This window comes from Nitrosococcus halophilus Nc 4, assembly GCF_000024725.1.
Classification (GTDB): Bacteria; Pseudomonadota; Gammaproteobacteria; order Nitrosococcales; family Nitrosococcaceae; genus Nitrosococcus; species Nitrosococcus halophilus.
Genome location: NC_013960.1, coordinates 2,775,145 through 2,797,206, shown reverse-complemented (window position 1 = coordinate 2,797,206; position 22,062 = coordinate 2,775,145). Strand labels below are relative to the sequence as shown.

Sequence of the window (22,062 nt, the reverse complement as noted above, 5' to 3'; positions counted from 1 at the left end):
TACTCGCCGTAGAGTACATCGGGTTATTTCCCCCGGTTGAGCCACCGGGCCCAGGCGGGCTGCGGCGGTGATTGAGACTCCGTAAGCTTCTCGGTGAGTTGCCGCCGCTCTTTCGCTTCCTCCGCAAGCCGGTGTTTCAGATCCCGGTTCTTTTTCTGCGCCTGCTCTAAGGCTTGGCGAAGTTGCTGGTTTTCCTCTTCCAACGGCGCAGCAAGCGCCTCTATCAACCGCTGTCGTTCGTTAGCCTCCTGTTCCATCAGGTGTTTCCATTCTTGATAGCGTTCTTGGGCTTGCGCGGCCTGGTGCTGAAGTTGCTGCCGAAGCTGTTGGATTTCCTGCGCTAGCGGTTCCAGGGGGTTTTCCGGCGAGGCCTCCGCTGAGCGTGGAGACGCGTCTGGTGAAGGCTCAGAATAAGAAGAAGTCACCGGCTCACCCTCCTGAGGGAACACCTGAAACAGATCCGCCGAGTCGATTTGCCATTGACCCTGTTCGCCTTTCTGGACGGGCAACTGCTCAGCTTGGATGGCCTTGGCAATGGCGTCTTTACTTTTCCCGGTTTCTTTAGCGGCTTGCTCCAGGGTAAGATACATGGCCTTTTGACCCCTCCGTGCGGGTTCCATTTTTCTTCAACCGCCAAACGGTTTGTGCCTAAGGCCAGATAAGCCAGCCTCATGCGCTCCTACGTGATAAAGAGCCTTATCTCCAATCAGTGAATCAAAGAAAGGCGTCACTAGTAACCAGTATAGTATTTTTGCATTGGAAAACAATGTTTTCCAACATCCCTTAGCTGCCCCCTGTGGCTGTTTATCGCACGAATCGTTGCCGACCCTCTAGTTGGCACATCGCCGCTATGACTATGGGTCTGGGGGTACGCTCCGGGCTGAATATCGTCAATGGCCTGGTTAGATTGGGCGTCGAGATCGAGGTATTGGAGGTTCATTCCTCCTGCATTCAGCCTGGCTCGCCACTGCGACAGATCCTGGGCATTGAGGCAATGCACAACACCGTCATAGGGACAGGCGATCTGCTCAATGCCACGCTCGGGTCACTTCACTGCCGGGCCATGTCTGCCACGGCTTGTGCCAGGGCGGCGGTCAGCCGCGTCATGGTCTCGTAGTCCAGTGTTGGGTATGTGTCGCTCGGGCCGTGGTAGTGGGGGTTGCGGAAATTGGCCGTGTCCGTGAGCATCAGGGCCGGGTAGCCCATCTCCCAGAAGGCCCAGTGGTCCGAGCGCCGGATGGCTTCCAGCAGTTCCGGCGCGGCCAGGCCTTCCGAGGGGACCGTGGCGTGTTCGCGAAAGGCCTCAATGGCGTCCCGCACCAGTTGCCGGGAAGCCGTGTTGCCCACGAATGCCACGAAATTCCCCGTGTCCGGGTAGAGGTAGCCGAGGGGCGGCGGGTAGTGCTGGCTGTCGCGTTCCCCGGTGTAGTAGCCCAGCATCTCCAGGGAGATCATGCCCACGATGTTCTCGCCGTCCGCGCGGGTCTGTCGGGCGTAATTCAGGCTGCCCATGGCTTGGGTGCCGAAGAAGGGGGCCTCTTCGTTGGCGAAGGCGACCAGGTGAATGGTCCGGTCGGGCTTCGCGCCATGCAGCAGCCGCGCCAGCTCCAGCAGGACGGCAACCCCGGAGGCATTGTCGTCCGCGCCGGGGCTGCCGCGGACCGTGTCGTAGTGGGCGCCGATGACCAGTGATTCGTCCTGCAGGCGGTCTCCCCGCAGCGTTACCTCGATATTGTCGAATAGTCTCTCACGGGTCTGAACGGCGTGCCTGACCGGTTCGTAGCCAATGTTCCGAAACGTCTGTTCGATGTAGACCGCCGCGTTCAGCGTGTTATGGGGTTCCCAGTAGTGCCGCTCGCCAATCTGGTGGGACAGAACCCTGACATGCTCCCGGAGGCGGTCACGTAACGCCTTCTCTTCGCTCGCCAACGGCGGCGGCATGCCACGGTAAGATTGGCCCGGCATGTGGAACACGACCATGTAGATGCCCCCGAGCAGTACAACCAGGGCGAGGATCACGGCCACCACGACGAGGCCCTTTCCTGGCGACATATCAACCTCCTCGGTGAATATGATTTTTCGGAGGAAAAATTGCAAGATTCGGCGGGAATCAAACCGCCTAAATGGGTGCGAAGTTGGGGGGATACAAGCGGGTCCCCATCCTTCTACCCATCAGCAATTTATGAAAAATTCATAGAACCAACCCTCTGCTACGGCTTTGTGGCATATCCTGTTCCACAAAGGGTTCGAATTCTGAAGTGGAGAACCCCAGGGCACACATCATGGGTTCCGCTTCAACGAACCGTTTAGCCAAACAAGCAATGGCCATGTTAGGCTATTCAAGATTGTAGCGCAGAATCTCTGTTTGGAACCCTCCTGCTAAATACGGTACTTTTCACCTCCTTATCTTGAATTGTTTCGCGGGTGCGAGAAAAGAAAATGAGTCGAGCTTTAACCCTTCCTCTACTCGTCCGGGAAGCTGCCGCTTCTGAAGAGTCCGACGGCGCCTTACCGATTCGTCGGGAGCGAATCGGGACATCCGAAGGATGCCCTCAGGGGGCGCGCCAGGGAGGGCGCGCATCAACACTCCAGCACCAGCGCTATATCGAAGCGGCTACGGCGGAGAATACCCGGCGGGCCTACCGCTCGGCGATTCGCCATTTCGAGCGTTGGGGCGGCCGCTTGCCGGCGGAGGCCCCTACGGTGAGGGTTTACTGTCAAACCAGCAAACCATCCGAGCGTTCTTCCCCTTCCTCGGTATGTGAGAACACTCATTGCGGATGGGTAACGGAATAGGCCTTGCGTTTTTTCCTCTGTTGCAGCGCTTTCTCCCAATCAGAGATCTTCATTTCCAAAAAGCTTTTCAGGCCCTCCGGGCGGCACAGCCTCCTTTGCAAGCACGATGTAAGGCACAAAGGCCGCTAAAAGAGGAGGCGACGATAAGATTGATTTGTCCTATATAGGTGCCGGTCGCTTCCGCACGGTCGAAGGCGACTGTTCCATCCAAGCCTGCCCCCTGTTGTCCCGGTAGGGCTAATTCTTTGAGCGTTTGCCCCGTCTGGAGGGTCACCACAGAAATGTACCCCAAGCCACTGGCACCAGGATTGCCGTATCCATCGGAATGAGATGGAAAGGGGCCGACCGCACCTTTGACGATTTCGGTGAGCGACAAAGCCGATGGCGATTTTTGAGGTATCGCCGTTGCACCAGGGGTGTCATACCAATTTTATGTGATTTTGCATTGTATAGATGCAGCCTAAACAACCACTTGAGGCCTTAATAAATTGCATTCTTTGATTAAATTGGTATCACTTTGAGCGAAAGTGGAGGAGGAGAAAGTTATCACTCCATACAGTATGAGCAGTCTCGCTCTGAAAGCCATTTCAGTATGCGCCCTCGGGGGTTCGGAGATAGCCCATCTTATTCCCATGGATTTTCCAAATGCTTCAGGATCTGTTCCGGATCCAGGACCGTGCCGCCTTTGACTATCCGGTAGATTTGGCGGGTGTGGCGAATGTCCTCCAGGGGATCGGCCTCTAGGAGGAGGAGATCCGCGAGTTTGCCGGTCTCGATCGTCCCCAGTTCGGACTCCCGCCCCATCACTTGGGCCCCGCCTTGGGTGGCCGCAACCAGGATTTCCAATGGGGATAACTTGGCCTGGGCCATGAGTTCCAGTTCTCGGTGCAGTGCCGGTCCATGGAGGGTGCCGATATTGCCCGCATCCGTGCCGGCGGCAATGGTCACCCCCTGTTCCTGAAGGTGCTTGAGGTTGTGGCCCATCAGCGGGGGAAGGGAAAAGGAGGACAAGGCACCCAGCCAGCCTCGCCAGGGCTGAAGTTTGGCCAGATCATTGAAAGTGGCGATCACTTGGGGGTCGCCCATACGTTGCTCGATGGGGGAAAGCTCAATGTCCTGTCCCAAAACTTCCCGGTAGCCTTCTTGAACCATGAACGTGGTAATGTAGGAGACCCCGCGCGCCTTTAGGCGTTGAATCAGCGCGGGATCGACCGCCTTATCCTCAATGCTATGGACCAGAATATCCGCACCCACCTCCACCGCCGCCCGGGCCATTTCCCGCTGAGTGGCATGCACGGCCACCCGTTTTCCCTGGGCATGGCTTTCCTCGATGGCGGCCTGGACCCAGGCCTCCTTGGCCTGTAGGATAGACGCATAAATTGCCCTGTTTCATGGGGGGCATCCTTCATTTTCGATAGCATCGAAAACCTCACGGATACTTTGTTCACTTACGATTACCCTTACTTTTCGTCGAATCACTTGGCAGCCTAGATAGAATAGAGAGAGCACGCGCCGATGTTTTATCGAATTGGCCTGAAACTGATAATGTAATTGTTGCCGCTCTGTCAGCCAACCCACGGCCCAGGCCACCATGCCTGCCAAAGCCGCAATCAACAGCAACACCTCAATGCGGTGCGGGTCACGACTATAGGCCAGATTAAAACTGAAGCCATAGGCTGGACTTTTCAAATCCCGGAACCCTTCTTCAATCTGCATCCGCGTACGATAGAGTTTCACCACGCGCTTGGCCGATTGACGACCGCACAAGGAGCTGGCCAACAACCACGGCTCCTTCGCCGCCAGACGGTATTCGGCTATCGACTTGCCATGCCGACCCCGGGCTTTTCCTTTGAACAAATAGAACCTACTCTTTAACGGGTTCTTACGACACATCTCTACCGCTCCGAGTGCCTTCGCTCGGCCACTGGCTTGCGCCCATAATTCTCGGCAGGGCCGCCATTCCCGCTCCCCCACCGGTCGGTAGGATTTTCGCCCCCGGATCCGGCCTACGTAATCCCAGCCATAACTCACAATTTGCTTAAACCAGGGATTATGAAATCCGGCGTCCGTGATAATCACGGGCCGACTCGCCGCCGGTAACAACGCCTTGAGCGTCTTTAAAAAAGCTCGCTGCACGCGCTCATTCCCCTGCTGCGATTGCGCATGGACCGTCTCATACAGGGTCAACGCCCGTCCCGGCGCCACTAATGCTGCCCGCAATACATACAAGTCTGTGTTCGGTAGATGACTCCAATCTACCAGTATCCACGGCCGCCGTTTGTTTCCCACCAGCTGCTTGACTAACGCCTCATACACCGCTTTGCTTTGGGCTTGGACGTACTTATTCCCCATAAATCGGTCCGACCGCCGTATCCCACTGCGCTCTTGAATCGGTAACTTCAATGACCGACCCAGCTGGGTTACCGATAACCGCTTCGTCTCCAAGACCGTCTCCACCAACAACACCAACGTCCACAAGCGTTTTAAATGCATGATCTCCGACAACATCCGGTGTAAAATCTTCTTCACAGGCACGGGAACAACCTCTCTTCGGTTTTTAATCGTGACCCGTATGAGATCAGATGTCTCCGTGCCTGTCTACTCCTTCTATTCTTGCAACCGCTTGTTTCTTAATTAAACAATTCCCTTTTATCCGTCTATACCTCAGCTCCTTGGCCATGAGGGACTGGCTCGGGCGCTGGACCAGCCACAGTTTGATGAGATCCGGCTGGTGAGGGAGGAGTCGACGGACTGCCGCCCGGGCCTGTTGCGGCGAGTGCACTTTGATGAGGGGAGGATCGTCCAGGTCAAAGACTGCCGGTTTATAGCCGGAGAGAAGCGGCCCGGCCACGGCTACCCGCGGGGCCAGAAGACTTTCTTGGGCCCATTGGCGAACCTCGAAGGTCCACAGCGGCCCCCCCATATCCACCACCGAGGTCACCCCGCTGGCCAAGTAACGGGCTAAGGTTTGGGGAAGCCGCTCCCGAATCCAAGCCATCTCCTGGGAATAGGGACGTTCAGCCCGTAAATCGATGATGTCCGGCCGGGTGTAGAGCCCCCCTGATTGAAAGAAGTGGACATGGGCATCAATAAGCCCCGGGATGATCCACTTGCCACGGGCATCAATCACTTGGGTGTCCTTGGGGAGGTCGATTTCACTGCTTGGGCCAACGGCAGTAATGCGTTCCCCCGCTACCAGCACCGTGCCATCAGGGATAGGCGGGGCGCCCGTGCCATCCATCACCGTGCCCCCGGTGAAGGCGATGAGGCGCTCTGCGTGGGTCGGGGCAGCGATGCAAACTCCAAACAACCATCCCAATAAGAGGGCCACTTTTGGCAAAGAAGCCCTATTCTCGGACGTGGTTAAGGCGTTCATGGAAGAGGTGACCCTGAGCTCGCTTTTCAGAAAGTGATACTCAATTATAGGCAACCCACTCGAGGTTACTCTGCGAAGAGTTCCTGCAACACGCTCAGCGTTTCAGTCAACGTCTTGTGGCTTACCATGCCCAGCCGTTTGACCAGCCGACGCTGGTCAAGAGTCCGGATCTGATCCAGCAGGATCAGCCCCTGCTTGCCTCCAAACGTGACCGGTACCCGAAACGGCGCCGGTCGGCTGCCGGTCGTCATCGGTGCGACAATCACTGTTCGCAAATAGTCGTGCATCTCAGCAGGCGAAACCACGACGCACGGGCGCGTCTTCTGGATCTCGCTGCCCACCGTCGGATCGAGTGCGGCCAACCAGATCTCACCGCGGATCACCACACCAGAGGTTCATCGTCTTCATTGGCGAACTCGGGCCAAACCAAGCCATCGTCTCCGACGTCAGCCAGCTTTTGACTGGCTTCCGCCCAGCCCTCGCGGGACTTCTTGGCTGGCTTGCGGAGCACGAGGGCGTCGCCTTCGACCACCATTTCGATCTCACCTTCAAGGCCGAGCTGCGCTAACAGGGGCTTGGGGATGATCACGCCTTGGGAGTTACCCATTTTCCGAATTACCGTTCTCATGTGATTTACTATTTACCATAATGTGTAATGGCACGCGTATGCCCTTCAGTATGTAATCACAATGTTATTACGTGGGTATCAATTCGGCAACTTTTATCACCTATCACCGCTGGCAACGCCCATCATGATGCTATACTCGCCCTAGGGCACAGTCCGGAAAATCAGACTGTTCGCCTGATCGAATCAGGGTAGCCTTCCGGCGAAGTCGATGCCTTAAAGACCTGTGTGCCAAAGCCGGTATTCAACCCGGCGATAGGGTGGAAAATTTCGAGTATGAAGACCGAATCACCGTGATTAAAAAGGAGCGAGGTACGAGCGTGGGGGTGTTAAAATATCTAAAAGGCGATGCCTCGGTGACCGATGAGAAAGCCCTGCAAGACACTTTGGAATACCCACACCCGAGAACACGTAAACACCGCACCGCGTAATCGGGATCGACACCCCTGTCTTGTGGCGCCAGGTGTGGGGTGATGACAAAACCCAATTCAGGAGCCCCATGAACTCCATCCACCGCCGCATAACTCCCCTGGGCCGCTGGACACCGGTGGTCTTCTATCTCCTGACCGTCCTGTCCTGGTTCATTGAAGGGATGCGGGCCGGAGCCGAACTGTGGCTGGTGTTCTGGACCCTGCCCGCGCTGGGGCTCTACCTGTGGCGCACCCGCCCAAGGTCCTCATGAACCCCGATTTCACCGCCCTGCTGGTCTCCGGCATTATCTTCAGCCTCCTGGTGCTGGGTTTCCTGGCCTGGCGGTTTGGAAGGGCCAATATGGGGGTGTTTGTGATCGTGGCGGGCTTGTTCCCGGCGGTGATGGACTTTCTGTCCTCGTTCGCGGCCCACAACTATGAATACCCTGGCCAATCCCGGTTGTGGGTGTTCACCTACATCTTCTTCGGCTGGATGGCGGTGTGCGGGATCTGCCTGCTCCTCGCCGAAGGGATACTGGCCCGCGCCAATGAAGACTTGCTGAGTGCGCCCCGATTGAGGTGGCAGGCGCCCTTGGTTACCGGCGTGATTGCGGTTGGGCTGGATTTGTTCATCGATCCCATCGCTGTGGCCGCCGGCTATTGGGTGTGGCTCGTGCCGGGGGAAATCTATTACGGAATCCCCTTGCTCAACTTCGTGGGTTGGTTCGTGTTGATGCTATTGGCCCCCCTAGCCTGGATACTCATCGCGCGACGCACGGCCTGGGGGGATGGGCGCAAGCTCCTGATGGCCTTCATCGCCCTGGTGCCCCTAGGCCTGGCCGCCACCGTGCTGTCGCTAGTGCTCAATGGGATCATCGCCATGATGGGGTGGCAGTGAGGGTCGGGGCATTTGAAACCCCTCAGTGGCCTGTCAATTCGTGCTGGCATGCTTACCTCGGATTCTAAGGGCTATGAGCCCGCAGGTGTTGCCCCGCCGCTTTGACGGTCCCGTTGCCATAGAGGTCAGTGTACAGCGTATGCTTTGGCGCCTTTTCATCAAATTCCTGAGAAAGGGCCTCCTGCCGCACAGCCATATAGCGGTCATAACGGCCTTGTAATTCTTCCAGTTGCGCCTCCCTGCCCCCTGCATCCACCCGCAGGTCCCAGATCCGACCCTGGCCTTCTTTTTTGCCGTGTTCCGGGCCGCCAACATATTCGTAGGGGATAAGCTCCTGAATTTTATCAAAGCCCCATTCCTTGAGCTTACCGTGCAGGTGCCCTGCAGCCATGGAAAGAGAGACATATTGGAAGACGCCATCAATTTCCAAGCGTGTCCAGTAGTCTCTGGGCGTATCGACCGACCTACCGTGCACTTTGAAGCGCCCCCCCCGAGGGGTGCTGGTAACTGAGCTAAACGCCTTCATCGACTGGTTCAACCAAAGCCGCGAAGATGCCACCCTTGACCCTTTGCTGCGCGCCGCTCTCTATCATTTCTGGTTGCTCACCCTGCACCCCTTTGATGACGGCAATGGTCGCATTACCCGCGCCCTGACGGATCGGGCACTGGCCCAGGCCGATGGCTAAAGCTGTATCGAGAAACTGCCCGGCGGTGGCAGAAACACCCGCTATCAAATGAGGTATTCCGATTAGGGCGTTAACTAAGCGGGATAAGCACCCATTATCATCCTATGTCACAAATGAGGAGTCCGATGGTCCATAATAGGAATTCTCGATAAATGCCGTGCCTGTCTAGCTCCAAAAAAAAGAGGATGAAAGCCTATGACAAGTTCTTCTATTTCTGGTACCGGCTTGGGTCTGCGCCGCAGTTTCTTGGATGAATTTGCCGCTTTGCCTGAGGCGCCGGTGGACTTTCTGGAGATAGCCCCGGAGAACTGGATTGGCGTCGGCGGTCCCCTGGGCCGTAAGTTTCGGGCACTGACCGAGCGCTACCCTTTCATCTGCCATGGGCTCTCCCTTTCCATCGGCAGCCCAGCTCCATTGGACGAAAACTTTCTTTGGCGTCTCAAACAATTCCTCAACCAGCACCACATTCACCTCTATAGCGAACACTTAAGTTACTGCTCCGATGAGGGTCACCTTTACGACTTGATGCCGATTCCCTTTACGGAAGAAGCGGTACGCTATGTGGCGGGTCGAATTCGTCGGGTTCAGGAGATCCTAGAGCGGCGTTTGGTGATTGAAAACGTCTCTTATTATGCGGCTCCAGGCCAGGAGCTGAGGGAGATCGACTTTATCAACGCGGTGCTGGAAGAAGCCGACTGCGGTTTGCTGCTGGATGTGAACAACATCTATGTGAATAGCGTCAATCATGGCTACGACCCGGAGGAATTCCTCCATGCCCTCCCTTCCGATCGGATTGCCTATATTCACGTGGCGGGCCACTACCAAGAAGCTACGGACCTTCTCATTGACACCCATGGGGCTCAGGTCATCCATCCGGTATGGGAATTGCTCAACCAGGCCTGCATGCATTTTGGAGTCTTCCCCACCCTCCTGGAACGGGACTTCAATCTTCCTCCTCTTGAGGACTTATTCCAAGAAATCGCCCTTATCCGAGAAATTCAACAAAAATGGAGCGATGTTTCCGATGCCCCCCGCCAAATCGCCTGAAATGCCGGAATTCATGCGCCGGCAATATGCATTTGCCGCCCATATTCGCGATCCGGAGAAAAACCCGCCTCCAGAGGACGTAACAGACCGGCGGATGGCAGTCTACCGGGAGTTATTCTTTAACAATCTGGAGGGGTTTCTTGCCAACAACTTCCCGGTGCTCCGCTCCCTCCTAGAGGACCAAGCATGGCATTACTTAGTGCGAGACTTTTATGCCCGCCATCGCGCCCAAACCCCGCTTTTCCACGAGATTTCAAGGGAATTTTTACTCTACTTGGAGACCGAGAGAACAACGTCTGGCGATCCCCCTTTCCTGGGGGAATTGGCCCATTATGAGTGGATAGAACTAGCCCTTTCCCTCTCTGACCTAGAACCCTCCGGGGATATCGATCCGGAAGGGGATCTATTGGAGGGTTTGCCCGTCATCTCGCCCCTGGCCTGGCCCTTGCGCTATCGCTTTCCCGTCCACCGGATTAGCCGCGATTACCAACCTATCGAACCCGAGGCTCAGCCTACTTTCCTGGTGGTCTATCGGGACCCCCACGACCAAGTGGCCTTCATGGAACTCAACCCCGTCACGGCGCGTCTCCTGGAGCTAATCTCCAAGGAAGAAGTCAATTCCGGGCGGGAAACCCTAGTGCAGATTGCCCACGAACTGCAACACCCAAACTTGGAGCAAATCATTGGGGGAGGACAGCAAACCCTAACAGGATTACGGACCCGCCATATCCTGCTCGGTACCCGGAAATCCTAGGGCGCAAACCCTACAATGCCTCAAACATCTATTCAATTTTCACTGAGCCTGGTATCCTTAATTCGTATTGCTTAGGCCATTTTTAAAGCCCTCTTGATGATTTTTGAAAGAACGTGCCTTTTACACATGCTTTAAATGAATGGGCGCAGAAAGATTTAGGAATAAAATGGGAAGAGAGCTTAGACGCGTTGTTATTACTGGACTGGGTATTGTCTCCAGCATTGGCAACAACAAAGCAGAAGTCGTTAAATCCTTAAAAACCGGCCGTTCAGGGATCGAGTTCCACCAAGAGTATGCGGATCTGGGGCTACGCAGCCAGATTCATGGCTCGGTGGACATCGATATTGAAGCCCTCATCGACCGCAAAATTCGCCGCTTCATGGGAGACGGCGCGGCCTATAATTATCTTGCCATGGAGCAGGCTATCGCTGACGCCGAACTCGCCTCAAATCGGGTGTCTCATCCCCGTACGGGTCTCATCATGGGCTCGGGCGGTCCGTCCACCAAGAATCTGGTGTTGGCGGCGGATACCCTGCGGGAAAAAGGCATTCGCCGAGTGGGACCTTATATGGTCCCGAGAACCATGTGCAGCACCAACTCCGCTTGTCTGGCAACCCCCTTCAAAATCAAAGGCATCAATTATTCCATCAGTTCCGCTTGCTCTACCAGCGCCCACTGCATCGGCAACGGGGTGGAACAGATTCAACTTGGCAAACAGGACATTATTTTTGCCGGCGGCGGCGAGGAACTCCACTGGACCCTGACCATGTTGTTTGACGCCATGGGGGCCTTGTCTTCAAAATTCAACGAGACCCCTCACCAAGCCTCTCGCCCCTATGATAGACACCGTGACGGTTTCGTCATTGCCGGCGGCGGCGGTGTGGTCGTGCTTGAAGACTTGGAGCACGCCCAAGCCCGGGGGGCGAAAATTTACGCTGAAGTAGTGGGCTATGGTGCCACCTCTGATGGTTACGACATGGTCGCCCCCTCTGGTGAAGGAGCGGTGCGCTGTATGGAGCAGGCGCTAGCCACCATTGATGGCCCTGTGGATTACATCAATGCCCATGGAACCAGCACTCCCGCAGGCGATATTAAAGAGCTAGAAGCTATCCAAGAAGTTTTTGCGGATCGGGAAGGGGGTATCCCCACCATCAGCTCGACCAAATCCTTAACCGGACACGCCCTCGGCGCTGCCGGAGTCAATGAGGTCATCTATTCGCTACTGATGATGGAGCATGGCTTTATTGCCGCCTCGGCCAATCTTGATGAGATTGATCCAGGCGCAGGGGAATTCCCCATTGCCAGAGAGCGCATTGATAGGGTGCAACCTGAGACCGTAATGTCCAACAGCTTTGGCTTCGGCGGCACCAATGCCTGCCTGGTATTAGGACGTTTTCGCGATTAACTTCGCTGCACACCTTTCGAATCCGCCGGCTTTCTGGTTTTTTTGAATCCCTTGCCAGAGACCAAACTGTCTTAGGCATTTAATTTATGCTCACTCCTCACGCCAGGCCAACTCCATATTGTCAAGCAATGGCTGAACCAGATACTGCATCGCCGTCCGCTCGCCGGTTTTAATCATCACCTCTGCCGGCATGCCAGGATAGAGCTGTCGTTCACCGAGTCGCGCCACTTCCTCGTCAGTGACCATGATGCGCGCCAAATAGTAGGGTTGTCCGGAACGCGGATCAACGATCCGGTCTGCGGAAATATAGATCACCTCCCCGGAGATGGTCGGCGTCGTCCAATGTTTGAAGGCAGTTAAACGGATAGCGGCATCCTGTCCGAGTGCGATATTGTCGATGTCCGCCGGTTGCACCTGCGCCTCGATGATTAGCCGGTCGTCAGTCGGGACAAGCTCTAGAATTGTGTCTCCTGCCCGGATGACGCCACCTACGGTATGGACCTCCATACCTACCACCACGCCGCTTTCGGGTGCCCTAACCTCAATGTGATCGAGCACGTGCCGGGCGGCGCCAAGCCGCTCCTCAAGGTCGGCGATCTGGGTCTGGATCGAGCGCAATTCGTCGACCACCTTTTCCCGAAAATCCCACTGTAGCTGGATGATCTGCAGCTTGGTCTCGCCAATCGCTGTCTTGGCCTGGGCAATCTCGGAGATATGCTCGCCGCGTTCACCTTCCAGGCTCGACGCCTCCCGTTCGAGGGCCAGCAGCCGAGTACGTTCGGTATAGCCCTTTTTTAAAAGATTCCTCAATCCATGGATTTCTTCCTTGATCAATGCGATCTGGCGCTCCTTAGCCTTCTGCTGGGCCTGGATACCAGTAATGTTGTCTTTAAGTTGGACAATGCGATTTTTAAGGATAGAGATCTCGCCTTGCAGCAAGCTTCGCCTGGCCTCGAAGAGGGCCTCCTGCCCGCTCAGGATCTCAGCCACCTTAGCCTCCATGTTTCTAGCCAGCAGGTCATCCGCAAAGGCAATCTGGGGCCGATCATGCCGCTCTGCTAGCAGCCGCGCCCCTATGGCCCGCGCCGCGTCATACTCGGCCTGGAGGATGGCAAGATTAGCCCGCGGGCGAGTCTCATCGAGGCGGATGAGAATGTCGCCAGCCCGAACAGGATCCCCATCACGCACCAAAAGTTCCTTGACGATCCCCCCTTCCAGGTGCTTTCTCCTTGTTGTTAATTACAGATCACCAGTTACACAGTTATTTGTACACCCCCATTTTGGAAGCCTATGAGGCTATCTTCCCAGGGCCACGCCATCGCAGCGTGGGCAAAGAAACGGGACAAACAAGCCACATTGAACGCTTTAATTGTACGCTCAGACAGCGTGTGTCGCGTTTAGTCAGAAAAGCACTCTCTTTCTCTAAGAAATTAGAAAACCATGTCGGCGCTATTTGGTATTTTGTCCTCCATTATAATGCGACCCTTTGCCCAACAACCCGATCCTGATTATCACTCACAATGCAGGACTACCAAAAAATCAGGAATAACTCGCTTGAGATTAACCAATTTTTCTTTGGCGAGAACAATGTTGGCGGCTTCATCAATATTTTCGAGGATATTTTTGATGGGAGCGGTAATCTAATCGGAACGAAATCCGTCGTGGCCGACAATCTGCCGCCAGTGTTCTTTGATCTCTCTGGCTCGTCCACCTTTGGGCCGCAATCGTTGATATCCGTTGAGAAGACCATCCTTATCAGCGGTGATGATCCAGGCGATATGGTGAGCCTTGATGGGTTTACTCAGCGGTTCTCGCAGGTTCCTGAACCCACCACCCTTACCCTCCTGGGGATCGGCCTCGCGGGACTTGGAGTTGTAAAGCGGCGCAGGATTCGGGTCTGAAGTTTTAATAATTATTGGCCATAATATAGAGTTAGAGATATACCTGCTATGTCGAATAAGAATAATTGATACTAATAAATGGCGAGAGTAAACACGCTCAGACTCGCTCTCAGCCTAATGGGAGTGTTGATCGCCCTGGGCGCTGGAGGCTATTACCTATGGCAACAGGAGCGACAACCCCAAGATCGATTAGTGCTCTACGGCAATGTCGATATCCGGGAAGTCAACTTGGGCTTTAACGTCTTTGGCCGAGTTGAGTACATGTTAATGGAAGAAGGGGATGAAGTCGCCCCAGGACAAAGGCTTGCCGTCCTTGAACGGGATCGCTTCATCAATAGGGTAGCCGCGGCCCGTGCCAAGCTTGAAAGGCAACGGGCGGTGGTTAAAGAACTGGAAACAGGAAGCCGACCAGAAGAAATCAAAAAGGCCCGAGCCGAACAAGAAGCTGCCGAGGTAGCGCTTAGAAATGCCCAGAGAATCTATGAACGCCGTTTAACTTTGGTCCATACCGAGGCCGTTTCCGAGGAAACCGTCGATGATGCCCGTGAGGTCCGGGACCGGGCCGCGGCTAATCTCGAAGCCGCCCGCCAGGTATTCCAATTGGCTATTGAAGGGCCGCGCCAAGAAGATATCGAGGCCGCCCGGGCGGAGGCACAAGCCCTTGAGGCAGAACTGGCCTTGGCCCAAGAAGACCTGAAGGACACCGAAATTTATGCGCCTGCGGCGGGAACCATCCGGGTTCGGATCCTAGAGCCGGGGGCCATCGTGGCTGCTGGTGAACCGGTCTATACCCTTGCTCTTAAAAACCCTGTATGGGTACGGGCTTATGTCTCAGAGCCTGATTTGGGACGCATTTACCCCGGCATGCCGGTGGAAGTTTTCACCGATAGCCGCCCTAAGCACCCCTACCAGGGCCAAGTTGGCTTTATTTCACCCACCGCCGAATTCACCCCCAAAACCGTTCAGACCCCAGAGGTGCGGACCAGTCTTGTCTATCGCATTCGGGTCATCATTGCCAACCCGGACTATGGGCTACACCAAGGGATGCCGGTTACCCTGATCATTCCTTTGCAAAACCATCTAGAGGACAACCCCTAGGGAATGGCGAACCCAGTGGTCGAAATCAAGGAGGTCACCAAGACCTTCACCACGACCACCGGCCCCTCGACGGCGATCGCCGATTTGAGTGCGACCATTTCAGAGGCTCAAATCACCAGTCTGGTAGGACCCGATGGGGCGGGCAAAACCACACTTATGCGATTAATGGCGGGGCTACTGCTGCCTTCCCAAGGAACCCTGCAGGTACTAGGCCAAGACACCGCCCACTCGATGGCCGAACTTCGCCAACAGATTGGCTACATGCCCCAAAGTTTTGGTCTCTACGAAGAACTCACGGTGCAGGAAAATCTCAACCTTTATGCTGACTTACAGGATCTAGGCGGTAGCGAGCGGAGGCAACGATTTAAGGAACTACTGCGCTTTACGGGGCTAGAACCCTTCCAAACCCGACCCGCCGGCAAACTTTCCGGGGGTATGAGACAAAAATTGGGCCTTGCCAGTACTTTGCTCCGTCCGCCCCGCCTACTATTGCTCGATGAACCCAGTGTAGGCGTTGATCCTCTCTCACGCCGGGAACTCTGGGACATTGTCCGCACTCTGGTCGAGCAAGGCATGACCGTCCTATGGAGCACCGCCTATTTGGATGAGGCAGAACGCAGTGATGGGATCTTAGTCCTTGACCACGGCCGAAAAATCTACGAAGGAACGCCCCAGGAGTTCATCACACCGATGGAGGGCCGAAGTTTTATCTTGTCTGCCCCCCAGGATAATCTACACCATCTCCAGCGCCAGGCGCTAGCACAAGGCCACATTATTGATGCGGTGTTGCGCGGTCAAACATTACGCCTGGTGACGGTGGAAGGGGGGGGAAAAAACCGCTTGGAAGATCTTATTGGAAAAGAAGGGAAAAACCAGAAAACAAAGATTAAGGCCGTCAAGCCACGCCTGGAAGATGCTTATGTGGCCGCTCTCCAACCCCAACGGAAAAAAGGCCTCATGGAAAGCAAAATTGAATTGGCCGCACACTATACCGCCCAAAAATTTGAGCAAGTTCCTATCCAGGCTAAGGCCCTCACCCGCCGCTTTGGCTCCTTCACCGCCGTCGATAGGGTAAGCTTTTCCGTTCAGCGGGGTGAGGTCTTCGGCCTACTTGGCCCCAATGGGGCTGGCAAATCTACCATTTTTAAAATGCTCTCTGGCCTTTTACCATCCACTGATGGGGAGGCTCTAGTGGCCGGCATTGACTTGCGCCGTGCCGCCGCAGTGGCACGCAGCCGCATCGGTTACATGGCCCAGCATTTTTCCCTCTATTCAGCCCTGACCGTAGACCAAAATCTGCGCTTTTTTAGCGGGGTCTATGGGCTTAAGGGTCGTCAACGCCAGCAACAAATAAACGCTTTCTCCGAGACACTCGGCCTCGACTCATTTGCCGACCAGACCAGCGGTTCACTGCCTCTGGGCTATAAACAGCGGCTTTCTCTGGCCTGCGCCATCATGCATGAACCGGAGATCCTCTTTTTAGATGAACCCACTTCCGGGGTGGATCCCCTCACCCGGCGTGAGTTCTGGCTTCGGATCAATGAAATGGCCGAGCGGGGAGTCACTATCCTGGTCACCACTCACTTCATGGAGGAAGCAGAATACTGTAACCGGCTCGCTATTATCTACGAAGGGCAATTGGTCGCCCTGGGCTCCCCCGATGAACTTAAGCAAGAATATAAACCCCCAGAGCACCCCGAACCCAGCATTGAGGAGGCTTTTATCCACTTGATTGAAGAACGGCAACAAGACTAACCTAGATTTTTTACCACCAAGACACAAAGAACACGAAGGGGGAAAGAATCTTAGTCAGTGGGGAGAAACTGATGAAGATGATCATTGCTAATGAAGCAAATTCTTTTAATCTATTTAACTTTTTGATTCTTTTGTACTCTTTGTGCCTTTGTGGTGATCCCATGAGTTATCTGGGCTAACCTCATGCCCAAACAATCCTCCCTTCCTTCGAGACCTTCTCCCTATCTCAGTTTAAAACGGCTGCAAGGGCTTGTTATCAAGGAAACCCGGCAAATTCTGCGCGATCCCAGTAGCATTGGCATTGCCTTTGTCCTCCCCACAATCCTGTTATTTCTCTTTGGCTATGGCGTCTCCCTGGATGCCAAGCATGTCCAGGTCGCCCTGGTGGTAGAACAGACCACTGAGGCAACCACCAGCTTTACCGCTTCTTTTATGGGCTCAGAGTACTTCGAGCCGCTTCTCCTGCCTCAGCGCCAGACTGCCGAGAAGGCCCTACTCGCAGGAAAAGTGCAAGGGATGGTGGTACTTCGTGAAAACTTTGCAGAACAAATCCATAAAAAGGAAGGGGCGCCGATCCAGGTCATTGTGGATGGCACCGATGCCAATACTGGCCGCCAAATCCTCGGTTATGTGCGCCGAGTCTGGCGCGACTGGTTAGAGCTCCATGCTCGCAACCAAGGTCTCACTTTCCAGCAACCCGTTAACCAGGAGTTCCGAATCTGGTTCAATCCGGAGGTCCGCAGTCAGAACTTTTTGGTTCCCGGCTTAATTGCTATCATCATGACCCTCACGGGAGCCCTGCTCACTTCCTTGTTAGTGGCCCGAGAATACGATCGGGGCACTATTGAAGCCCTCATGGTGACCCCGGCGACTGCCGACGAGCTGCTCCTGGGTAAGCTGATTCCCACCTTTTTCCTAGGGATGGGAGGCATGGCCCTTTCCCTGGCCATGGGGGTAGGATTGTTCGAGGTCCCCTTTCGCGGTTCCCTGTGGGTGCTTTTCTTCACGGCCGCCCTTTTTATGTTCGCGACCCTAGGGATGGGATTACTCATCTCGACCTTGGCCAAGGACCAGTTCGTGGCCGGTCAGATTGCGATCATGGTCACTTTTCTCCCGGCTTTCTTGCTCTCAGGCTTTATTTTCAATTTGGCTAGCACACCAGCATGGATTCAGGCGGTTTCCTATCTCATCGCCGCCCGTTATTTCATTGAGATTCTTAAGACTTTGTTTCTGGTGGGTAATGTCTGGGACATTATTCTCCCTAACGGGGCCGCCCTCTTTTTAATGGCCAGCGTTTTGCTTACCCTCAGCCGGATACTCACCCATAAGCGTTTGGAGTAGCGCCGCCATGTGGGGACGAATCAAGGCACTGATTGTGAAAGAGTTTTTGTCGACTCTAAAGGATAAAAGAAGTCGTGCGGTGATCATGGCTTTGCCCTTTTTCCAGTTGATGGTTTTCCCTTATGCCACCACTCTGGACGTGACCTATATCCGGCTGGCTGTCTTGAATAAAGATAGTGGCACTTTGGGACGGGATCTGGCAGCACGCTTTACTGCAGGACGGGGTTTTAAGCTGGTGGCGACTTTAACCCATGATGCCGAAATCACTCAGTTCATTAATACCGGTGATGTGGATTTTGTCCTTCATATTGGCGAAAACTTTTCCCAGGATTTGAAACAAAGTCGCGCTGCCCCGGTGCAGTTGATTGTGGATGGGCGCAACTCCAACACAGCTTTAATTCTCCTGGATTACGCTGGTCAAATTATTGCTGATTTTAATCGGGAACTGGCTACCCAACCTTTACCGTCCCATCTGGTGGAACGGGCTTGGTTCAACCCGAACCTTTTAAGCCTTTGGTCTGTGCTGCCGGGTTTTCTCGCTATTATCACCTTGGTGGCCACCCTCTCCATTACCGGTTTCGCCGTAGCTCGGGAAAAAGAAGTGGGAACTTTCCAACAGCTCCTGGTGACCCCCTTGCATCCCCTCGAGATCGTGATTGGCAAAACCGTGCCCGCTCTGGTTATCGGCCTGGCAGAAAGCGTGATTATTCTTCTGGTGTCGGTCTATTGGTATGGGGTCCCCCTCATTGGAAATTTGCTACTGCTGTACCTGGGCCTTTTTTTCTTTCTGCTTTCCAGTATTGGGACCGGATTGATGATCTCCTCCCTTGCAAGAACTCAACAGCAAGCTTTACTGGGGGCTTTTTTTTTCATTGTCCCCACCGTGATCCTTTCAGGCTTTGCTACCCCCATTGCCAACATGCCTGAATGGATTCAGGCTTTAACTTATCTCAACCCCATGCGTTACTTTCTAGCAATTTCCCGAGGTATTTTCCTCAAGGATGCCCCGGCTGAATTTGTTTTTGCTCAAATCTGGCCGATGGCTCTCATCGCCCTCGCCGCTTTGTTTCTTGCTGCCTGGCTATTTCGTCGTCGGCTTTATTGAAAAAAATCATAACTCCAACTTTATCGTTTTTCATTCATATGTCTTCTGCTCAAAATACCCTCACAGCAACCTTTGTGGTTTACCTGCTCGCTATGCTATTGCTTGGCCTGCTGGCCTACGTCCGGACCCGGGATTTATCCGACTATATCCTTGGTGGCCGGAAACTCGGAAGTTGGACCACCGCCCTAAGTGCAGGCGCCTCTGACATGAGCGGTTGGCTGCTTTTAGGACTGCCTGGCTATGCTTACCTTCACGGCTTGGAAGCCCTGTGGATTGCCCTGGGATTATGGCTTGGAACCTATGGTAACTGGCGCTTGATTGCTTCCCGTTTACGGGCCTATTCCCTGGCCGCCGGGGATTCCTTGACCTTGCCAGAGTTTTTGGCCCAACGCTTTCATGATCGCCATCACCTGCTACGTACCGTCGCTGCGATTTTTATCCTGATTTTTTTCTTGCTTTATACCAGTGCGGGCTTGGTGGCGGGGGGCAAGCTATTTAACGCCGTCTTCGGCTTGCCTTACACGTGGGCCGTGGCCGCCGGTGCCCTGGCTATTATGAGCTACACCTTCGTCGGTGGGTTTCTTGCCGTGTCCTGGACCGACCTGGTGCAGGGCCTGTTGATGCTGTTTGCCCTTCTTATCGTACCTATCGTCGCTGTAATTCATTTGGGGGGTTGGAATGCAACCGTGGCCAGCATTGACCCTGAGCTGCTTCACCTCTTCGTAGCAGCCACGGGGGAACCCCTAGGGGTTATTGCTATCCTCTCCCTGCTAGGATGGGGTTTAGGGTATTTTGGCCAACCCCACATTCAAGCCCGTTTCATGGCCATTCACTCCATCAACGCCGTGCCCCAGGCCCGGCGGATCGCTATTGGCTGGGTGACCCTAACCTTAAGCGGGGCCCTATTGGTAGGAATTACCGGGGTTCCCTTCTTAAATCCACCCCTCTCCGAAATAGACAGCGAGAAAGTATTCATTGAGATGGTCAGCGCCCTCTTCCATCCCCTACCTGCCGGAATACTGCTGGCCGCGATCCTAGCGGCCATCATGAGCACCGCTGATTCCCAACTGTTGGTCTGCTCGGCGGTACTTACCGATGATTTTTATAAAGCCCTCATACGCCGCAATGCCAGCGTCCGGGAATTGGTTTATGTGGGCCGTGCCACAGTGGCTGTCATCGCTTCCCTGGCATTATGGCTCGCCCTCGATCCAGAGAGTCAGGTTTTGGAACTGGTGGCCTATGCCTGGGCCGGTTTTGGTGCCGCCTTTGGACCCACCCTCCTGATGGCGCTTTACTGGAAACGAATGACTCGACAAGGGGCGCTGGCAGGAATTATCGCTGGCGGGGTCACCGTGTTGCTATGGAAACAGTTGGAAGGGGGGATTTTTGATCTCTACGAACTGGTCCCCGGCTTTATTACATCGGCTTTCGCCATTGTCGGGATAAGCTTGTTGAACGCAGCCCCTGAACCCGAAGTTGAAAGGGAATTTAAGGCCATTGTTGGAAGTTCAGCTACCCCTTCGGTGCAAGTCATTGGCTCCAAGAAATATATTAAATAGAGAATTCGGAAGATTTCATTTCTCACTCCATAATCGCGCTGAAGAAGCTACCTGCCATTATGCCTAAACCACTAATTGGGGAAAATCTTCTGGAAAGTGGGTACTACGGCCCAATAAATAACCGATAAAGAGCAAAATGAGAATAGCTGCTTTTCTTCGACTAAGGACCTCATTATGCAATAAAAAGAAGTATAAAAGTATTGCCGTAGCAACTTTTACAGGCAAATCATAGTAAATGATTGGATCAGGCACTGTATAACGGGAAACTAACGCCCCCAAGCCTATTCCCAGCAAAAAGTTAGTAATATTGCTACCAATAAGGACACCTGCAGAAATTTCTTGATGCCCTTTGAAAATCGAAAGGAATGCAATAGTAAGTTCCGGAAGGGCTGCGGCGATACCGAGCAGAAGAATACCTAACAAAGAAGCGCTGATAGACAATAGATCTACCAATCTGTTCGCCGAGTCAACGACCTGATCGGCGGCCACCGCCATCACCCCAAAAGAAAGGACAATGAGGAGACTTTGCTTGAGGACGGGTTGTTGCCTCTTATCGGCCTCCTGAAATACCATTTCCTGGGTTAGCTGTTGATGTTGTGCTAAATAAAGGAGGTAAGCACCATAAACCGTCACCAGAATAAATCCCTCGATTCGGTCTATTTCACCATCCACAGAAAAGAACCATACCAATACGGAGGTGCCTACAAGCACCCCTACCTTAGCAATCAGAAGTTGCCGCATTATCACGATAGTTCCAACGAGGCTAATGAGAGGGAGAGAAAAGTTTTGCTCAAAAATTGTAGCACCAGTATTAGCGCCTACTACTAATCCAGAGAACCTATCCATTGTCTCTGGCTGTTGTAGGATTCTCGCGCTACCTGCCAGATGAGTCATGATCTCTGGAATGCTTGTTCCCACTGATAAAATCGTAAGACCTATAAAGCTGCCAGATACCTGGAAATGCTCTGACAAGCCGATGGCATTTCGGGTAATGACCTCGGCTAAACCAAGAATAAGGGCTATTCCTACAATAATAGTAAGAAATTCAGTAGTCATTTAAGTGAAAGCTTTGATGGAGGGACTACTAGCTAGCTTTAAGACACCACAATTTACACCTCTCATAGGAAACTACTCACACTTTTCGCTTTTATTAAAAATTGGATATCAGACTAACTAATTAAGGTTTATCTAAAACGTAGGTGTGGGGGCAACCCGAGGCCGCGACTTATTCGAACAAGCTCGAAAGACGGCACCCTATCCTAGACCCAGCCCTGCTGCGGGCGGGCTGTTTTGACCGCCAAGTTCT

The 22,062-nt window shown here is 54.1% G+C and carries 27 protein-coding genes and 1 pseudogene; 16 read left to right on the top strand and 12 right to left on the bottom strand.

Annotated elements, in window-relative coordinates; translation table 11 throughout:
- Nucleotides 1-23 precede the first annotated feature (23 nt).
- Nucleotides 24-620 (bottom strand): hypothetical protein, encoded by a 597-nt coding sequence (locus tag NHAL_RS13250; protein ID WP_157862568.1) that lies wholly within the window; start codon nt 618-620, stop codon nt 24-26.
- A gap of 176 nt (nt 621-796) precedes the next feature.
- Here NHAL_RS13250 and NHAL_RS21235 point away from each other — a divergent pair, with 176 nt between their 5' ends.
- Entirely contained in the window at nt 797-1,117 is a 321-nt protein-coding gene (locus tag NHAL_RS21235) for a hypothetical protein (RefSeq protein ID WP_157862567.1), read from the top strand.
- On the opposite strand, the gene NHAL_RS13240 is transcribed toward NHAL_RS21235, so the two are convergent.
- Nucleotides 1,051-2,052, bottom strand: a complete 1,002-nt coding sequence (locus tag NHAL_RS13240) for a M20/M25/M40 family metallo-hydrolase (RefSeq protein WP_013033662.1) — start codon at nt 2,050-2,052, stop codon at nt 1,051-1,053. The genes NHAL_RS21235 and NHAL_RS13240 overlap by 67 nt on opposite strands.
- A 139-nt stretch (nt 2,053-2,191) precedes the next feature.
- The gene (locus NHAL_RS21230; protein ID WP_013033661.1) at nt 2,192-2,329 is read right to left on the bottom strand and encodes a hypothetical protein; all 138 of its coding nucleotides are present in this window, start codon (nt 2,327-2,329) and stop codon (nt 2,192-2,194) included.
- A 110-nt stretch (nt 2,330-2,439) separates the two neighbouring features.
- On the opposite strand from NHAL_RS21230, the gene NHAL_RS13235 reads away from it, so the two are divergent.
- The gene (locus NHAL_RS13235) at nt 2,440-2,796 is read left to right on the top strand and encodes a hypothetical protein (protein WP_041354974.1); all 357 of its coding nucleotides are present in this window, start codon (nt 2,440-2,442) and stop codon (nt 2,794-2,796) included.
- Nucleotides 2,797-2,863: 67 nt separating this feature from the next.
- On the opposite strand, the gene NHAL_RS13230 is transcribed toward NHAL_RS13235, so the two are convergent.
- The 6 genes from NHAL_RS13230 to NHAL_RS13205 form a co-directional block, all read right to left on the bottom strand.
- A complete protein-coding gene (locus tag NHAL_RS13230) occupies nt 2,864-3,172 on the bottom strand; it encodes a histidine decarboxylase, pyruvoyl type (RefSeq protein WP_041354972.1) in 309 nt (102 codons plus the stop codon).
- Nucleotides 3,173-3,420: 248 nt separating this feature from the next.
- Nucleotides 3,421-4,164 carry an amidohydrolase family protein gene (locus NHAL_RS13225; RefSeq protein ID WP_275261120.1) on the bottom strand — a complete coding sequence of 248 codons (744 nt, stop codon included), beginning with the start codon at nt 4,162-4,164 and terminating at the stop codon, nt 3,421-3,423.
- Between the two features lie 21 nt (nt 4,165-4,185).
- Nucleotides 4,186-5,325: an IS4 family transposase gene (locus NHAL_RS13220; RefSeq protein ID WP_238985334.1), complete on the bottom strand. Its 1,140-nt coding sequence runs from the start codon at nt 5,323-5,325 to the stop codon at nt 4,186-4,188.
- A 49-nt stretch (nt 5,326-5,374) separates the two neighbouring features.
- Nucleotides 5,375-6,172: an amidohydrolase family protein gene (locus NHAL_RS13215; protein WP_049780651.1), complete on the bottom strand. Its 798-nt coding sequence runs from the start codon at nt 6,170-6,172 to the stop codon at nt 5,375-5,377.
- 65 nt (nt 6,173-6,237) lie between these two features.
- Complete coding sequence (locus tag NHAL_RS13210) at nt 6,238-6,558, bottom strand: type II toxin-antitoxin system PemK/MazF family toxin (protein WP_041354970.1); 321 nt, start codon at nt 6,556-6,558, stop codon at nt 6,238-6,240.
- The gene (locus tag NHAL_RS13205; RefSeq protein ID WP_013033659.1) at nt 6,552-6,779 is read right to left on the bottom strand and encodes an AbrB/MazE/SpoVT family DNA-binding domain-containing protein; all 228 of its coding nucleotides are present in this window, start codon (nt 6,777-6,779) and stop codon (nt 6,552-6,554) included. Before NHAL_RS13205 ends, NHAL_RS13210 begins: the two co-directional genes overlap by 7 nt.
- A 278-nt stretch (nt 6,780-7,057) precedes the next feature.
- On the opposite strand from NHAL_RS13205, the gene NHAL_RS21225 reads away from it, so the two are divergent.
- The 3 genes from NHAL_RS21225 to NHAL_RS19875 all read left to right on the top strand — a co-directional run bounded on the left by NHAL_RS21225 (nt 7,058) and on the right by NHAL_RS19875 (nt 8,105).
- Nucleotides 7,058-7,228: a hypothetical protein gene (locus NHAL_RS21225; RefSeq protein WP_157862566.1), complete on the top strand. Its 171-nt coding sequence runs from the start codon at nt 7,058-7,060 to the stop codon at nt 7,226-7,228.
- Between the two features lie 68 nt (nt 7,229-7,296).
- A complete protein-coding gene (locus NHAL_RS13200) occupies nt 7,297-7,479 on the top strand; it encodes a hypothetical protein (RefSeq protein ID WP_013033658.1) in 183 nt (60 codons plus the stop codon).
- On the top strand, nt 7,476-8,105 hold the full coding sequence (locus tag NHAL_RS19875; protein WP_013033657.1) for a carotenoid biosynthesis protein: 630 nt from the start codon (nt 7,476-7,478) through the stop codon (nt 8,103-8,105). The genes NHAL_RS13200 and NHAL_RS19875 overlap by 4 nt, the downstream gene beginning before the upstream one ends.
- Nucleotides 8,106-8,169: 64 nt before the next feature.
- Here the strand turns inward: NHAL_RS19875 and NHAL_RS21640 are convergent, their stop codons facing one another.
- Complete coding sequence (locus NHAL_RS21640) at nt 8,170-8,580, bottom strand: hypothetical protein (RefSeq protein WP_203434322.1); 411 nt, start codon at nt 8,578-8,580, stop codon at nt 8,170-8,172.
- A gap of 22 nt (nt 8,581-8,602) precedes the next feature.
- Here NHAL_RS21640 and NHAL_RS21635 point away from each other — a divergent pair, with 22 nt between their 5' ends.
- The 4 genes from NHAL_RS21635 (at nt 8,603) to fabB (ending at nt 11,997) form a co-directional block, all read left to right on the top strand.
- Complete coding sequence (locus tag NHAL_RS21635) at nt 8,603-8,791, top strand: Fic family protein (protein ID WP_041354964.1); 189 nt, start codon at nt 8,603-8,605, stop codon at nt 8,789-8,791.
- 195 nt (nt 8,792-8,986) lie between these two features.
- The gene (locus NHAL_RS13180) at nt 8,987-9,838 is read left to right on the top strand and encodes an HvfB family MNIO-type RiPP peptide maturase (protein WP_013033654.1); all 852 of its coding nucleotides are present in this window, start codon (nt 8,987-8,989) and stop codon (nt 9,836-9,838) included.
- Nucleotides 9,816-10,592, top strand: a complete 777-nt coding sequence (locus NHAL_RS13175) for an HvfC family RiPP maturation protein (protein ID WP_013033653.1) — start codon at nt 9,816-9,818, stop codon at nt 10,590-10,592. Before NHAL_RS13180 ends, NHAL_RS13175 begins: the two co-directional genes overlap by 23 nt.
- Nucleotides 10,593-10,758: 166 nt before the next feature.
- A complete protein-coding gene (gene fabB / locus NHAL_RS13170; RefSeq protein ID WP_013033652.1) occupies nt 10,759-11,997 on the top strand; it encodes a beta-ketoacyl-ACP synthase I in 1,239 nt (412 codons plus the stop codon).
- 90 nt (nt 11,998-12,087) lie between these two features.
- Here fabB and NHAL_RS13165 read toward each other — a convergent pair whose 3' ends face one another.
- The gene (locus NHAL_RS13165) at nt 12,088-13,215 is read right to left on the bottom strand and encodes an HlyD family type I secretion periplasmic adaptor subunit (protein WP_083761402.1); all 1,128 of its coding nucleotides are present in this window, start codon (nt 13,213-13,215) and stop codon (nt 12,088-12,090) included.
- Nucleotides 13,216-13,265: 50 nt separating this feature from the next.
- Between NHAL_RS13165 and NHAL_RS20550 the strand changes: the two are divergent.
- The 7 genes and pseudogenes from NHAL_RS20550 to putP form a co-directional block, all read left to right on the top strand.
- Nucleotides 13,266-13,505 (top strand): annotated as a pseudogene (locus NHAL_RS20550) (IS1 family transposase); the annotation flags it as partial.
- 12 nt (nt 13,506-13,517) lie between these two features.
- Entirely contained in the window at nt 13,518-13,898 is a 381-nt protein-coding gene (locus tag NHAL_RS13160) for a PEP-CTERM sorting domain-containing protein (protein WP_013033651.1), read from the top strand.
- A gap of 78 nt (nt 13,899-13,976) precedes the next feature.
- Nucleotides 13,977-14,996 carry a secretion protein HlyD gene (gene hlyD, locus NHAL_RS13155; RefSeq protein WP_041354961.1) on the top strand — a complete coding sequence of 340 codons (1,020 nt, stop codon included), beginning with the start codon at nt 13,977-13,979 and terminating at the stop codon, nt 14,994-14,996.
- Nucleotides 14,997-14,999: 3 nt separating this feature from the next.
- Nucleotides 15,000-16,751 carry an ATP-binding cassette domain-containing protein gene (locus NHAL_RS13150; RefSeq protein ID WP_013033649.1) on the top strand — a complete coding sequence of 584 codons (1,752 nt, stop codon included), beginning with the start codon at nt 15,000-15,002 and terminating at the stop codon, nt 16,749-16,751.
- A 183-nt stretch (nt 16,752-16,934) separates the two neighbouring features.
- Nucleotides 16,935-18,092: an ABC transporter permease gene (locus tag NHAL_RS13145; protein ID WP_013033647.1), complete on the top strand. Its 1,158-nt coding sequence runs from the start codon at nt 16,935-16,937 to the stop codon at nt 18,090-18,092.
- 7 nt (nt 18,093-18,099) lie between these two features.
- Entirely contained in the window at nt 18,100-19,197 is a 1,098-nt protein-coding gene (locus NHAL_RS13140; RefSeq protein ID WP_013033646.1) for an ABC transporter permease, read from the top strand.
- 38 nt (nt 19,198-19,235) lie between these two features.
- Nucleotides 19,236-20,756, top strand: coding sequence for a sodium/proline symporter PutP (gene putP / locus NHAL_RS13135; protein WP_013033645.1), 1,521 nt, complete (start codon nt 19,236-19,238; stop codon nt 20,754-20,756).
- Between the two features lie 63 nt (nt 20,757-20,819).
- Here putP and NHAL_RS13130 read toward each other — a convergent pair whose 3' ends face one another.
- Entirely contained in the window at nt 20,820-21,812 is a 993-nt protein-coding gene (locus NHAL_RS13130; RefSeq protein WP_013033644.1) for a sodium:calcium antiporter, read from the bottom strand.
- Nucleotides 21,813-22,062 lie beyond the last annotated feature (250 nt).